The sequence below is a fragment of the Rhizobium sp. CECT 9324 genome, assembly GCF_918741265.1.
Classification (GTDB): domain Bacteria; phylum Pseudomonadota; class Alphaproteobacteria; order Rhizobiales; family Rhizobiaceae; genus Allorhizobium.
The window spans coordinates 2,930,181-2,943,856 of record NZ_CAKKMZ010000001.1 but is presented as its reverse complement, the minus strand read 5'-3'; the positions used below and the strand labels follow the sequence as shown (position 1 = coordinate 2,943,856).

Below are 13,676 nucleotides of genomic sequence, written 5' to 3'. Positions count from 1 at the left end.
CCGCGCATGCCTAGGCCATGCAATTTGCCCCGCAACAAGATGAAGCCCTGAAGGCCGTTTCCAAATGGCTGAAAGAGGGCAAGTCGCCGGTCTTCCGGCTCTTCGGCTATGCCGGGACCGGCAAGACGACGCTTGCGAAACATTTCGCAGAGCATGTCGACGGCGATGTGCTGTTCGCCGCCTTTACCGGCAAGGCGGCGCAGGTGTTGCGGTCGCGCGGCGCATCCAATGCCCGGACCATCCATTCGTTGATCTATCGGCCGCGCGGCGAAGAGGCTGTCGAGGACGAGGAGACCGGCAAGACTTCGATCGCGCCGATGTTCTCGATCAACCGGCAGAGCCCGCTCGCCAAGGCGGCAATGATCGTCATCGACGAATGCTCCATGGTCGATGAGCAGCTCGGTCGCGACCTGATGAGCTTCGGCACGCCTATTCTCGTGCTTGGCGATCCCGGACAGTTGCCGCCCGTATCCGGTGGGGGGTACTTCACCGAACAGGAGCCAGACTATCTACTGACGGATATCCACCGCCAGGCGCGCGACAATCCGATCATTCAGCTTGCCATGCATATCCGCGAAGGCAAGGAGATCATGTACGGCGACTACGGCTCGACTGCGCGGGTCATCTCGAAGAACGAAGTCAACCAGGAACTGGTGCTGGAGGCGGACCAGGTTCTGGTCGGGACCAACAAGACACGCCGCCGCTACAACAAGCGCCTGCGCGAGTTGAAGGGCTTCACCGTCGAACATCCGCAAGCCGGCGACAAGCTGGTCTGCCTGCGCAATGATCAGGTCAAGGGGCTGCTCAACGGTTCGCTCTGGCAGGTGATGACCTCGTCTCGGGAAACGGTCAAACCGGGCATCAATCTCCTGGTCAAGCCGGAAGACGACGACATGGATCGCGGGGCGGCCAAGATCAAGCTGCTGAAGGCGGCCTTCGAGGACATCGAGACCGAGGTGCCTTGGGCGACGCGCAAACGGTACGACGAATTCGATTACGGTTATGCACTGACGGTGCATAAGGCCCAGGGTTCGCAGTGGAACAATGTCGTGCTGTTCGATGAGAGCTGGGCGTTTCGAGACACGCGCGAACGCTGGCTCTATACTGCGGTGACCCGTGCCGCAGAGACGCTCACCATCGTTCGATAGGTGATGTCCCCGTTGTCGTCTCGTTACGGTCAGCTGGCGATCATTCCAAGCAGAACGGCCTTGGCGATTGCCTGAAAGCGATTGTGGGCGCCGATTTTTTCGATCAGCCCATTTTCAATTGCGGTTACCTCGTCAATCTTCAATTCGAAAGTTTTGGCGATCCGGCTTGTCGTATAGCCTTCGGCCATCAATTGCAGGCAACGATGCTCAACATCAGACAGGTCTGCATTCTGGCGTTTTAGGGTACTTCGTCCCGAGAGCGCTGTGTCCTCATTGGCCAAGAGCGCGTTCACCTGCTGCATCTGCCGGTGAATGGTCGAGAGGCTGGCGGTCAATTCGCGACGCCGCGTCATCAGCGCTTCCTCCAGCAACCCATTCGCCTCCGCTTTTGACTGGGCGGTCGTCAAATGCTCGAACAGATCCTGAATGACCGAGATTGGCATGCCGACTTCGCGGCACGTGTTGATAACGGCCATACGGGCAACATCGGTTTGTCCGTAGACCCGCATCAGGCCGATCCGGCTGGCACCGATCAGGCCCTTTTCTTCGTAAAAATGAAGCGTTCGATGGGTGATGCCGAAAAGCTCGGCCATGTCGGCGATTGCCACGAGCTCTGATGGCGTCTCGGGTGGCAATACAATATCGGGCAGGACGATGCGATCATCCTGTATTCGAGTGGTCGATTTTTCGATTTTATGCAGATGTTTCGGACCGTTCGCCATGACTCCTCCCGCCCCCAGCGTGTCACTCGTCTGCTATCCTTGAATGGTTTCCTGCAGCTTGGTTTGCCTCCCACCGGGTTCTTCGTGACCTCTGTTCGTCATGCTGACGCTATATTTATATTACTTTTCGTCGAAATAAATAAGTCTCTGCCTTTGTAACGCTTGGTGAAGCAGGCCTGCACGCGTTTCGCGCACCAGCGATGCGGCTTGTGGGGCCGAACCGGTCAGCCATGAAACGCGGCGAGCGCCAGCAGCTTTGGAATTTCCGTCACGATGTCATGCTCTGTATTGAGCCCAGCCCAACGTTGCTGATGGCTCTTGGCGAGGCGATAGGCATCGTCCGTGCGCTGCAGGGCGTAGCGATAGGTTGCATCAAGGCATTGCATGATCGGGCTTGAGAGATCATTCGCGTGGCAAAATTGGTAAAGATGTCCAGGAATTGTCAGGGTTGCGCCAGTGTACTGGTTGGCCAGCGTGCCGAGCTGTAGGATAGTGGCGGATGCGGCACAGGAATGGGCTTCCTCGGCGAACGTTCGACCGGAGGCGAGGTGCCGCAGGCTGATCTGGAGCGTATCCTGCTGGTTTGCCTTGACCGCCAGAGCGAAACAGAGGTCCGCCGAATGGCCTGACAGATTGTCCGGCGTGTCAGCAATGGACGCCAGCGAGACGCCCCAGAGCCGATCCGCCCACAAGCGCACGGCATTGCAGAAAATGTCGCCGCGCCTGTCGCTGCAAGGCGCGACTTCAAAGAACAGGCGGGGCATATCACGGGCGACATACAGCTTCACACCGGATTGCAGGGCATGCGCATGCATGCTCGGCAGTGTCGTCTGATCTGGGGTGTTGTTTGCGTCATCGGCATGGCGGCGGATAGGTGGAGCGCGCTCGTAGATCGGCACATAGCCCCCGATCGGAATCCGGATGCGGACCTGCTGGTTGCGTCCTTCATCGGCATAGAACTGATTGAGCAGGCGCCTGAGCTTGCCAGCCTGGACGCGAACCAAGGGATCCGTTCCCGGATCGAACGCTTCGTCGCGGCTGAAGACATCGATGCCGATCGTATACCCCTTCAGCTGGTGCCCACGGCCAAGCTGTTCCATTTCGACGACAAACTTCAAGAAAGACCGCAACCGTTCAGAGCGGGAGAATGTCTGGCTGGCGAGAATTGTCCGCAAGGCCTGACTGATCTCGTCACGGTCGGTCCGTTGCTCGACGGTCATTGTTTCCCCATGGATGGTTTGACCATTCTCTGACAAGCCGGATGCTGCGCGAATGGATAGTGCGTTGGGCAGACAGTTTGTGCGTTTCGTCACACGCTTTAATCTGACTAATCTATAATGGCATTGCGTCAATACCCCAAAGTCTGTGGTGCTCGCGAAACGCGTGCGGCACATCCATCAATTGGTTCGATCGGTTCATCTGCGATTCTCGTTGGTTTTCCTGTCGATGTTGGCCTATGGATGCGACTACGTTTCAGACCTTTGGAAAAGATCGAATGCCGACCAAGCTTTCCGTCAATCTCAACGCCATCGCCATGCTTCGCAACCGCCGGGATTTACCTTGGCCGAGCGTTGTGGATCTGGGGCGTATCGCCCTACAAGCGGGGGCGAGTGGACTGACGGTGCATCCGCGACCGGATCAAAGGCACATTCGGTTCACCGACCTGCCATCGCTGCGCGCCTTGATCGATGACGAGTTCCATGGGTCGGAGTTCAATATCGAAGGCTACCCGACCGAGGATTTCCTCGCGCTTTGCGAAGCCATCCAGCCGGAACAGGTTACCCTTGTGCCGGATGATCCAACACAGGCGACGTCTGACCACGGCTGGGATCTCGTCGCTCATGGCGACGACCTGAAGAGAATTGTTGCGCGGCTTCGTGCCAAAGGAATGCGGGTCTCGCTGTTCGTCGACGGTGATGGGCAGAGCGATACAATGGCTCTGGCCAAGGCGACGGGCGCCGAACGCGTGGAGCTTTATACAGGTCCCTACGGTGGCTGTTTTGACAATCCTGAAGCCGCGCAGCGCCAAATCGCATTGCTCGGGGCAACGGCCGATGCAGCCATCGCTGTCGGTCTTGCCGTCAATGCCGGGCACGACCTCACGGTTGCGAACTTGCCGGCACTGGTCAAGCGCATTCCGGCGCTGGCCGAGGTCTCGATCGGCCATGGCCTGACGGCAGATGCGCTGGAATATGGAATGGCAGAAACCGTCCGCCGTTTCTGTCGCGCCTGCGGCCAGAAGATCTGACCTTTGTTGTGTCAGGCGGCGCCAACCGAGAATGTCGGTTCGGCGAACCCGGTCATGGTTGCGCGTCAGCTGGCGTCATAAAGCCCCGGAGCTTTCACTTCGGGGCTTTATGGCGAGGACAGGCATCTGAGATCAGTGCGAGCCTGAGGTGGCGCGAGACACAAGCGTCGCCGATCTGTCGGCGTTCACCTTGTACACTTCGCGAACGTAGCGGCCATTCGGGCCGATGAAGGTGTGGAAGAAGGTACTGCCTACCGGCGCTTTTTCCAGATGAACGGTCTTGCCATTGTACGTGATCGAACCTTCGATCGGCTGGACGTCGGCCCGTGCGGCGGTGCCGGACAGGGAGGCAAGCAGAAGGGTGGCCAAAATGGTGGTCTTCATATGCAATCCTTTGATGGTGTCGCCGTCATTAATGCATCCATGGATTGCGTCAATGGCCAGCGAAACCCGCTGATGGGGCGGCGGTCGATCAGTCGTTGATGATGCCGCGCTGGACCAAAGTTACGGTGTGGTCAGCGTTGACCTTGTAGACTTCGCGAATCTTGTCGCCTTTGAAATTGAAATTGTGGAACAGGGTCGATCCTGCAGGCGCCTTGACGATGTTGGCTTGCTTGCCGGCGTAGGTGATTGAGCCAGGGATAGGTTCCAGCGCGAAGGCTGCAGATGCGCCTGCGAGTGTGGCAATGAGTGCTGTTGCAACGATAGTTTTCATAGTCTTGCTCCTGATTTATTCGGATCGACGTGTCTCGTTCGATACGCCTGATGTGGCGTTGCCGCTTGCGAAAATCAATACCGTGTTGCGCGCAATCGAACCTATCGGTTCGGCTAAATCCGAAAAAATTGCTGCGGACAAAATTAATAAATGCAATAAAAACAGATATATATAGATTATAAGCAAGCGAAATTAATTATAAAATATAATTGTTATTTGTGCGTCATTCACCCATTTGTGACCATGATGGAGGTCACGGTGGGGTGCCTTTCGGCCCGATCGTCTGAATGCACAAAACGTTTGCAGAAGCTGCCGCGGATGCTCATAAAAATATCATGACGGGCCTTGACCGGGAACGAACGCCGGTTCATAAAGCTGAAGAACCGTACCGTACGGTACTCGGAGGCCCCATGTCGAGCGACACAAGTCAAAACACCGAATTCACTCCCCGCCAGAACGCCGTTTTGGCAGAGGCGCTGCGTTTGTTGGTGGAAGGTGGCGACAAGGCCGTCACGACGGCCGGGCTGGCCCGCGCTGCCAATTGCTCGAAGGAAAGCCTGTACAAATGGTTTGGCGACCGCGACGGCCTGCTGTCGGCGATGATTTCGTACCAGGCCAGCAAGGTTCGCACATTTGAGCGGCCGGGCGAGCGCCTGACCGCTGCCAGTCTCACGGATCATCTCGAAATCTTCGCCAAGGATCTGCTGGAAGTGCTGGCAGGCGATGTGTCACTGGCGCTCAATCGTCTTGCCATCGGCCAGTCGAGCCGTGATGGATCCAAGTTCGGCACGCTTCTCCTGGAACGTGGCCGGCGGCAGATCGATCGTCGGGCGCGGGCGTTGATTGAGGCCGGGCAGCGCGACGGGTTGCTGCGCTTCAACGATGGCGAGGAAGCCTATCGCACGCTTTACGGTCTTATCGTCAGCGATCTGCACGTTCGCATGCTGCTCGGCGATATGCCGCAGACGACAAGTTTCGGGTCGAGGGCTTCTAAGGCGGTTCACGCCTTTCTGATGCTCTATGGCACGGACAGGGTTTTGGCGGGTCTGGACGGGGCATCCCGGCCCGGCGCGCCGATCAATAACATTCACCACAACTGAAAAGCATAGGGAAGGATTACGAATATGCGCGTCTATTACGATCGTGATGCAGACTTGAACCTCATCAAGGCGAAGAAGGTTGCCATCATCGGTTACGGTTCGCAGGGTCGCGCGCATGCGCTGAACCTGAAGGATTCGGGTGCCCAGAACCTGGTCATCGCCCTCAAGGCAGGCTCGAAGACCATCAAAAAGGCAGAGGCCGACGGCTTCAAGGTCATGACGGTCGCTGAAGCTGCCGCATGGGCCGATCTAATGATGATGGCGACCCCGGACGAACTGCAGGCCGATATCTACAAGGACGACATCGCCGGCAATATCCGTGACGGCGCGGCTATCGCATTTGCCCATGGTCTGAACGTGCATTTCGGCCTGATCGAGCCCAAGGATTCGGTCGATGTCGTCATGATCGCGCCGAAGGGCCCGGGCCATACGGTTCGCGGCGAATACCAGAAGGGCGGCGGCGTTCCTTGCCTCGTGGCCATTCATCAGAACGCTTCGGGCAACGCGCTTGAACTCGCGCTTTCCTACGCCTGTGGCGTTGGCGGCGGCCGTTCGGGCATCATCGAAACCTCGTTCAAGGAAGAGTGCGAAACCGATCTGTTCGGCGAGCAGGTCGTTCTGTGCGGCGGTCTCGTCGAGCTGATCCGCGCCGGCTTCGAAACGCTGGTCGAAGGTGGATATGCGCCGGAAATGGCCTATTTCGAATGCCTGCACGAAGTGAAGCTGATCGTCGACCTGATCTATGAAGGCGGCATCGCCAACATGAACTACTCGATCTCCAACACGGCGGAATGGGGCGAATACGTCACCGGCCCGCGCATCATCACGGCTGAAACCAAGGCTGAAATGAAGCGCGTCCTGACCGACATCCAGACCGGCAAGTTCACCTCGGACTGGATGCAGGAATATCGTGCAGGCGCTGCCCGCTTCAAGGGTATCCGCCGCATGAACGACAGCCACCAGATCGAGGAAGTCGGAACCAAGTTGCGTGCGATGATGCCGTGGATCGCCAAGAACCAGCTGGTTGACAAGGCCAAGAACTAATCGGCGCGTTTCCGGCGGACTGTGTTCGCCGGTCTTGCTCCTAAAAACAGCCGGGGGCCTCAAGGCTCCCGGTTTTTTTATTGGTCACGGTCCAACTTTGTGCCCGCACAATTGACGTTGCGCAAAAAAAACATCAGGCCCAAGGCTCATAAGTCGGTTTGTTCCTCGAACATTATTCCGGCTGCATGGCGATGTTAGCGCTTACTTTTGCGTGATTTAGCGCTCCCTAAAGTAATTGTTCCAATTTGTGTCGTTTTCAAGAATATTAGTGCTTTGTAAACCAACCGTTTCTACACTTTATCGGTGTGCGGATCGTGGTGTTTCGCCATTTGCGTCGGTTGGACGCGAGGGGGATGTTGCATGCCGATACTGGGAAACATGAGGGACTCTCTTGCAGAATCTGAAGCGTTGAGGCGTTCACAGGCGGTGATCGAGTTCGATCTGGATGGTATGATCCTGACTGCCAACGAAAATTTCTGCGTGGCGATGGGCTACGCTCTTTCCGAGATCAAGGGACAGCATCACCGGATGTTCGTCGATCCGATTGATGCAGCCTCGCCAGACTATTCGTCTTTCTGGCAGCAGTTGCGCAGTGGCAAGTTCGATCGCCGGCAGTATCGCCGCATCGCAAAGGGCGGGCGCGAGGTATGGATCGAGGCGTCGTACAACCCGTTGATGAGGGGTGGAAAACCCTACAAGGTTGTCAAATACGCCACCGACATCACCGCGGCAAAAATTCGTTCTCTGGAGGACGATGCAAAGCTTAAGGCATTGTCGGCGTCACAGGCAGTCATCGAGTTTCTGCCAGACGGCACAATCCTGACGGCGAACGAGAACTTCTGCAAAGGCCTCGGCTACATCCTTTCGGAGATTGTCGGTCGACATCATAAGATGTTCTGCGACCCGTCCTATGTGAAATCCAAGGACTACCAGGTGTTCTGGAGCCGGTTGGCGAGCGGCGAGATCTTTTCCGACGAGTTTCGCCGCGTCGCCAAGGACGGCCGTGATGTGTGGATCCAAGCTAGCTATAACCCGGTGTTCGATTCGTCCGGCAAGGTCTACAAGGTCATCAAGTTCGCCACCGACGTCTCGGCACGCATGGACGCGATCGCACAGCTTGCTGGCTCGCTGAGTGGTCTGGCAGATGGTGATCTGACCTGCAGCCTGGGCAAGCCTTTCGTTCCGACCATGGAAAAGGTCCGGAACGACTTCAACGAGGCGCTGACGCGGCTGAAGCAAACGATCTGTACCGTGACAACGAATGCGCGGTCGATCGCATCGAGCACCGGAGAAATTTCAGACGCTGCCAATCAACTCGCGCGCCGAACCGAGGTGCAGGCTGCATCCGTGGAGGAGTCGGCCGCGGCGCTCGAAGAAATCACCACAACCATGGTTGAATCCACCAAACGTGCCACAAATGTTGGAAAGCTGGTCGAGCAAACCCGAGCCAATGCAGAAAAGTCCAGCGCCGTGGTCCGCGATGCCGTTGGAGCAATGGGTGAAATCGAGCAATCGTCGAAACAGATTTCCAGCATTCTCGGCGTGATCGACGAAATTGCCTTCCAGACCAATCTTCTGGCGCTGAATGCCGGGGTTGAAGCGGCGCGAGCGGGCGAGGCGGGCAAGGGCTTTGCGGTCGTTGCACAGGAGGTGCGTGAACTGGCGCAACGCTCGGGCAGTGCCGCCAAGGAGATCCGCCAGTTGATCAGTACATCGGCGGCGCAGGTCAGCCGTGGCGTCGACCTCGTCGGGCAGACGGGACTGTCTCTCGAGCAGATCGCCGGTCAGGTCGAGGACATTACCGTCAACATCCGGGCGATCATCGAGGCGTCCGAAGAGCAATCCGGATCGCTGAAGGACATCAACAGTTCGGTGAACCAGATCGATCAGTCGACGCAGCAGAACGCCGCCATGGTGGAAGAAACATCGGCTGCTGCCCATTCGCTATCGCGGGATGTCAACGGGCTTTTCCAACTGGTACAGCAGTTCAAGACGGGAACGGTTGCGCAGACACAAAGAGAAATGTACGCGGCTTGAAGGCATAGATGCCGGTCGTCTTTTGGCGAATATTGTTGTGCAGATCCCGGGATCACCGACGTGGCTTCCGGGATCTGCGTTTTAGCGTTTCGAATGGGGCGAAACAGGCCGAAAATCCATCAGATTTAATCCCGTAAATTCATTTATTTCAATTGCTTGTAACTGTTTTTCGCGAATAGGTCAGCATTGTTGACATATTTCGGTTTTCGTGGTCTCGTGGGGTGTCAAAGAAGAACATCCGAGGAAACGCCGTGCTCAATTGGGATCATATTTTCGCTACGCGCTCATCGCGTATGCGCGCATCGGAAATCCGTGAACTGCTGAAGCTGCTCGACCGGCCGGAGATCATATCGTTTGCCGGCGGCATTCCGGATCCCGCGCTGTTTCCGGACGAGGCGTTCAGCGAAGCTTATGCCGACATTTTCAACGGCGGACAGGCGAGCGTTGCCCTGCAATATTCGGTTTCGGAAGGTTATAGGCCGCTGCGCGAATGGTTGAAGGCGGATATGGCCCGGCAGGGGATCGATTGCGGCATCGCCAATATCTTTATCACATCCGGCTCGCAGCAGGCACTGGACTATCTCGGCAAGCTGTTCCTGTCGCCGGGCGATACGGCCCTGGTCAACTGGCCAACTTATCTGGGCGCCCTGCAGGCGTTCAACGCCTATGAACCGACTTACGATCAGCTGAGCCTTGGTAACCGCACGCCAGCGAGCTACGCGGCAGCTGCGAACGGCAATGGTGGAGCGGTCAAGTTTGCCTATCTCTCTGCCGATTTCTCCAATCCAACCGGGGAGACGGTGACGCTTGAGGAGCGCAAGCGCCTGCTGGCTCTGGCCGATGAACTCGATATTGCCGTCATCGAGGACGCTGCCTACCAGCATCTGCGGTATGACGGGGAGGCTGTGACACCGATCCTGGCTCTCGACATCGAACGCAGCGGCTTGATCGAGAACACCCGCACGATCTATTGCGGCAGCTTCTCCAAGACGCTGGCGCCGGGATTGCGCGTCGGTTTCGTGGTGGCGTCGACGACGGTCATTCGCAAGCTGGTGCTGATGAAGCAGGCGGCCGATCTGCATTCGTCCTCGATCAACCAGATCGTCATCGCCCATGTCGCCGAACGCCATTTCGATGCGCAGGTCGCCAAGATCAGAAAAGCCTATGGCGCAAGGCGCGATGCCATGCTGTCCGCCCTCGACAGATATATGCCGGCCGGCACCAGCTGGACCCGACCTGAAGGCGGCATGTTCATCTGGCTGACCTTGCCGGAGGGACTAGATGGCGCCGAATTGCTGGCACTTTCGGTCGAGACGGAAAAGGTTGCCTTTGTTCCCGGGCAGGCGTTCTTTGCCGACCGCTCGGGCGCCAACACGCTGCGTCTGTCTTTCTCCTGCGCCAACGAGCAGATGATTGACGAGGGCATCAAGCGGCTCGGTCGCCTTGTCGGCGGAATGCTGGCCAAGGCCGCCTGATCATCCGGTTTGTCTGTTCAGAAGGCCCGGAGCCGTTGTTTCTGCATCCGGGCCTTCTGACATCGGCTGTTCGACTTTGGTCATTCTGCGGCCAGCACGATGACCATGTCTTCCGGTTTGAACTGCATCATCAGCGCCTTGGGTGGATTGACCACCACGCCGCCGAGGCGGCGCAGATCGGCATCTGCGTCATTCTGCTTGCGGTAGCCGATCGCTACCTCGCCACGGCGCAGGGCCGAAAGCGTGACGGTGTAGAAGTTCACTGGCTTGTCGATCGCAACATAATCCGACATCGGACGCATGTAGATCTCCGAGCCGGCCTCATCCAGCAGTTCGCCGAAGATCGCGGCCATATAGGCATTCTCAGAGGCCTGCGCGAGCATCAGGCTGACCAGCTTGTTGCTGACGACGAAGTCGTCGGCCCGTGTGACCTCCGCCAATTGGCGGTTCCGGATGTCGATCATTTCGCTGACGACGCTGATATGCTTGCCGGCGCGCTCGGCGATCTGGCGCAGTTGCAGCAGGGTGATCAGCGTGTGGGTGTCGGCGGTCTGGGCCGCCATCGTGTCGCTGTAACCGAGCACCAGGACGTGATCGTAAGACGGGATGTCGAGGTCGTTCAACGTGCCGCGATGGCTTGTGTCGATGGACCTGGCCTCGACCGTCATGACGCTGCGGTCGATCGCCAGTGCCGAGACTTCGTTTTCGAAATTCGGCGTTTGAGCCGCAATCGTCAGGCGCGAACCGGGCGCAACATAACGGGAAAGCTCGGTCGCGATGATCGGACCACGGCGGTTCCAGCCGAGGATCAATGTGCGCTCCGCCTGCTTTTCGTGGATTACGGGTGCAAGGATCATGTTCTGCGCCACAGTCGTCTTGCCAGCATCCAGTTTGATCGAGGCGTCGTCCTCGGAAATGATGATGGCCTTTTCCCCGGCCTCGAATACGCGGTTCGGCGGCGGATTGAGGTGCACCGCGCCATTGTTGTCGCAGATGCCGATTAGCGTGCTCGCCTGATAGCTCATGACGGCCGTGCCGAAAGGCTTACCGGTCAGGTCCGGCTGTTCGAGGGTGTAGATTTCGCAGCCGTCGAAATCGAGCAGTTCGGAATAGACGGCGGACAGGCCCGACTGGCGGCTCGTATGGACCACGATCCTTGAGATCAGGTCGTCGGCGAGGATGAGCTGCATTTCGCTGCCGCCGACGATCCGGGCGACTTCGGCATTGGCCGCATTGCGGATTTCGGCTGCGATCATATAGGGCTCGGCCCGGCGCTTCGGATCGTTGACCAGGGCAAGGACGGACTTGATGACGCGGGAATCGGCATCTTCATCTTCCGGTGACAGCACGATGATCGAACGGGATGTCTGGGCGTTGACGATGTCGAGGTCATAGAGATCGGTCGGGTCGCCGCTGCGGCAGATGATCTTGGTGTTCTTCAGATCATCGACCTTGGTGGCGATTTCATCCTCCATCTCCACCTTGTCCTTGCCCGCCATGATGACGATGCGCGGATTGCGGCGGCTCTGGTTGGCGATCACCAGTTCACTGATGATGTCGAAGATCGACGGCGACCAGTTGAGGATGATGGTGTGATCGGCTTCCAGCACCCGCGAGCGGCCCTTGCGCAACTCGTCCAGCTTGTTTTCAAGACCCGAGCTGATGACGCCGATCAGGGCGGAGAAGACGAAGATGCCGGCGATGGTCACGGCAAGCGAGACCATGCGGAACGACCAGCCGACATCGCCGCCCATGGTACCCGCGTCCATGGTGCGCATCAGGGATTCCCACGCTGCTTCGATGAAGCTGACCGGCTCGCCGCCTTCCGGCGCGATGCCCGTCAAGGCGAGAAAGACGCCGGCAAGCACGATGACGATCAGCGATATCAGCGCCAGCCAACCCATGAGCGCGATTGCGCCGGCTGCCATGCTCTTGTCGAACTCATACCGCAAGCGTGCGCGCCAATGGCTGCCAGTCTTCATCATGCTGATTTTCCCGTGAAATTTCGTTTTCAGATCGCAGTATTTTGCGTCCGCCGCAATGCTTGGATGGACCGCTTTGCGACAGCCCACCCAACAATAGTTCATCGGCGGTGCAGGCACGGCTGCGCGATATCCAGTGGGAACCGGTGCAGGTGTCATCCACCTGTCAAAGGGAGCCCCTAAGGAGCTGTAGCTTCTTAAAACGAGGATACCCCGATGAAAAAGCTCCTTTGCGCCTTTACCGCGCTTGTTTCGCTCAGCTTGACGGCCGTGTCGGCAAATGCCGCCAATCTTGTCCTCTATACCAGCCAGCCGAACGAAGACGCACAGGCGACCGTTGACGGCTTCATGGCGGCTCATCCGGACGTCAAGGTCGACTGGGTTCGTGATGGCACGCCGAAGATCATGGCGAAGCTGATGGCCGAGATCGAAGCCGGCAATCCGGTCGCCGACGTGCTGTTGATCGCCGACACCGTGACGCTCGAGCGCATGAAGCAGGCCGGACAGCTGCTCGCCTACAAGTCTTCGGAAGCGGCCAATTACGATGCCAGCCTCTATGACGCAGACGGCGCCTATTACTCGACCAAGCTGATAACCACCGGCATTATGTACAATACGGCTGCCGGCATGAAGCCCACCTCGTGGAGCGATCTGGCAAAGCCGGAGGCCAAGGGCCTCGTCACCATGCCGAGCCCGCTGACTTCGGGTGCAGCTCTCATCCATGCCCAGACCCTGGTCGGTGTGGATGGCCTCGGCTGGGACTATTACAAGGCCCTGCAGGCCAATGGCGCGACCGCATCGGGCGGCAATGGTGCGGTGCTGAAGTCGGTTGCGACTGGTGAAAAGGCTTACGGCGTGGTCGTCGACTACATGCCGCTGCGCGAAAAGGCCAAGGGTGCGCCTGTCGAATTCGTCTTCCCGGCAGAGGGCGTGTCTGCCGTGACAGAGCCGGTCGCGATCCTGTCGACCAGCAAGAATGCCGATGCAGCAAAGCTTTTCGTGGACTACGTGCTTTCCGAGAAGGGCCAGGAAGGTTTCCTCAAGCTCGGTTATATCCCGGCGCGTAACGGCATGGCTGTGCCGGAAGGCTTCCCGGCGCGTGACACCATCAAGGTCCTGCCGATCAATGCCAGCGAAGCGCTGAAGGCCAGCGAAGAGGATCTCAAGACCTTCTCCGGTATCTTCGGCACCAATTGATCCCCGCA

12 protein-coding genes are annotated in these 13,676 nt (G+C 58.1%); 7 read left to right on the top strand and 5 right to left on the bottom strand.

All coding sequences use genetic code 11. The features are described 5' to 3' along the window. Positions 1 to 17 precede the first annotated feature (17 nt). On the top strand, positions 18 to 1,148 hold the full coding sequence (locus LQ231_RS14390) for an ATP-dependent RecD-like DNA helicase (protein WP_113141680.1): 1,131 nt from the start codon (positions 18 to 20) through the stop codon (positions 1,146 to 1,148). A gap of 29 nt (positions 1,149 to 1,177) precedes the next feature. On the opposite strand, the gene LQ231_RS14385 is transcribed toward LQ231_RS14390, so the two are convergent. Together LQ231_RS14385 and LQ231_RS14380 are read right to left on the bottom strand one after the other, a co-directional pair. Then, on the bottom strand, positions 1,178 to 1,870 hold the full coding sequence (locus tag LQ231_RS14385; protein WP_113141679.1) for a MerR family transcriptional regulator: 693 nt from the start codon (positions 1,868 to 1,870) through the stop codon (positions 1,178 to 1,180). A gap of 224 nt (positions 1,871 to 2,094) precedes the next feature. After that, positions 2,095 to 3,090 carry a hypothetical protein gene (locus tag LQ231_RS14380; RefSeq protein WP_113141678.1) on the bottom strand — a complete coding sequence of 332 codons (996 nt, stop codon included), beginning with the start codon at positions 3,088 to 3,090 and terminating at the stop codon, positions 2,095 to 2,097. Positions 3,091 to 3,365: 275 nt separating this feature from the next. Between LQ231_RS14380 and LQ231_RS14375 the strand changes: the two genes are divergently transcribed. Beyond that, complete coding sequence (locus LQ231_RS14375; RefSeq protein ID WP_230171829.1) at positions 3,366 to 4,118, top strand: pyridoxine 5'-phosphate synthase; 753 nt, start codon at positions 3,366 to 3,368, stop codon at positions 4,116 to 4,118. A 132-nt stretch (positions 4,119 to 4,250) separates the two neighbouring features. Here LQ231_RS14375 and LQ231_RS14370 read toward each other — a convergent pair whose 3' ends face one another. Together LQ231_RS14370 and LQ231_RS14365 are read right to left on the bottom strand one after the other, a co-directional pair. Continuing rightward, entirely contained in the window at positions 4,251 to 4,502 is a 252-nt protein-coding gene (locus LQ231_RS14370; protein ID WP_230171828.1) for a hypothetical protein, read from the bottom strand. An 88-nt stretch (positions 4,503 to 4,590) separates the two neighbouring features. Continuing rightward, positions 4,591 to 4,833: a hypothetical protein gene (locus LQ231_RS14365; protein WP_113141675.1), complete on the bottom strand. Its 243-nt coding sequence runs from the start codon at positions 4,831 to 4,833 to the stop codon at positions 4,591 to 4,593. Between the two features lie 410 nt (positions 4,834 to 5,243). Between LQ231_RS14365 and LQ231_RS14360 the strand changes: the two genes are divergently transcribed. The 4 genes from LQ231_RS14360 to LQ231_RS14345 all read left to right on the top strand — a co-directional run bounded on the left by LQ231_RS14360 (position 5,244) and on the right by LQ231_RS14345 (position 10,489). Next, positions 5,244 to 5,933, top strand: a complete 690-nt coding sequence (locus tag LQ231_RS14360; RefSeq protein ID WP_113141674.1) for a TetR/AcrR family transcriptional regulator — start codon at positions 5,244 to 5,246, stop codon at positions 5,931 to 5,933. Positions 5,934 to 5,957: 24 nt separating this feature from the next. Continuing rightward, a complete protein-coding gene (gene ilvC / locus LQ231_RS14355) occupies positions 5,958 to 6,977 on the top strand; it encodes a ketol-acid reductoisomerase (RefSeq protein WP_113141673.1) in 1,020 nt (339 codons plus the stop codon). A 360-nt stretch (positions 6,978 to 7,337) separates the two neighbouring features. Further along, positions 7,338 to 9,014: a PAS domain-containing methyl-accepting chemotaxis protein gene (locus LQ231_RS14350; RefSeq protein ID WP_230171827.1), complete on the top strand. Its 1,677-nt coding sequence runs from the start codon at positions 7,338 to 7,340 to the stop codon at positions 9,012 to 9,014. A 251-nt stretch (positions 9,015 to 9,265) separates the two neighbouring features. Next, a complete protein-coding gene (locus LQ231_RS14345) occupies positions 9,266 to 10,489 on the top strand; it encodes a PLP-dependent aminotransferase family protein (protein ID WP_230171826.1) in 1,224 nt (407 codons plus the stop codon). An 80-nt stretch (positions 10,490 to 10,569) separates the two neighbouring features. On the opposite strand, the gene LQ231_RS14340 is transcribed toward LQ231_RS14345, so the two are convergent. Beyond that, positions 10,570 to 12,474 carry a hypothetical protein gene (locus tag LQ231_RS14340; RefSeq protein ID WP_230171825.1) on the bottom strand — a complete coding sequence of 635 codons (1,905 nt, stop codon included), beginning with the start codon at positions 12,472 to 12,474 and terminating at the stop codon, positions 10,570 to 10,572. Between the two features lie 213 nt (positions 12,475 to 12,687). Here LQ231_RS14340 and LQ231_RS14335 point away from each other — a divergent pair, with 213 nt between their 5' ends. After that, the gene (locus LQ231_RS14335; RefSeq protein ID WP_230171824.1) at positions 12,688 to 13,668 is read left to right on the top strand and encodes an ABC transporter substrate-binding protein; all 981 of its coding nucleotides are present in this window, start codon (positions 12,688 to 12,690) and stop codon (positions 13,666 to 13,668) included. Positions 13,669 to 13,676 lie beyond the last annotated feature (8 nt).

Excerpts from the sequence above, each read along its gene's own strand:
- LQ231_RS14390 (WP_113141680.1), top strand. The coding sequence starts at position 18 with ATGCAATTTGCCCCGCAACAAGATGAAGCCCTGAAGGCCGTTTCCAAA.
- LQ231_RS14385 (WP_113141679.1), bottom strand. The coding sequence starts at position 1,870 with ATGGCGAACGGTCCGAAACATCTGCATAAAATCGAAAAATCGACCACT.
- LQ231_RS14380 (WP_113141678.1), bottom strand. The coding sequence starts at position 3,090 with ATGACCGTCGAGCAACGGACCGACCGTGACGAGATCAGTCAGGCCTTG.
- LQ231_RS14375 (WP_230171829.1), top strand. The coding sequence starts at position 3,366 with ATGCCGACCAAGCTTTCCGTCAATCTCAACGCCATCGCCATGCTTCGC.
- LQ231_RS14370 (WP_230171828.1), bottom strand. The coding sequence starts at position 4,502 with ATGAAGACCACCATTTTGGCCACCCTTCTGCTTGCCTCCCTGTCCGGC.
- LQ231_RS14365 (WP_113141675.1), bottom strand. The coding sequence starts at position 4,833 with ATGAAAACTATCGTTGCAACAGCACTCATTGCCACACTCGCAGGCGCA.
- LQ231_RS14360 (WP_113141674.1), top strand. The coding sequence starts at position 5,244 with ATGTCGAGCGACACAAGTCAAAACACCGAATTCACTCCCCGCCAGAAC.
- ilvC (WP_113141673.1), top strand. The coding sequence starts at position 5,958 with ATGCGCGTCTATTACGATCGTGATGCAGACTTGAACCTCATCAAGGCG.
- LQ231_RS14350 (WP_230171827.1), top strand. The coding sequence starts at position 7,338 with ATGCCGATACTGGGAAACATGAGGGACTCTCTTGCAGAATCTGAAGCG.
- LQ231_RS14340 (WP_230171825.1), bottom strand. The coding sequence starts at position 12,474 with ATGATGAAGACTGGCAGCCATTGGCGCGCACGCTTGCGGTATGAGTTC.
- LQ231_RS14335 (WP_230171824.1), top strand. The coding sequence starts at position 12,688 with ATGAAAAAGCTCCTTTGCGCCTTTACCGCGCTTGTTTCGCTCAGCTTG.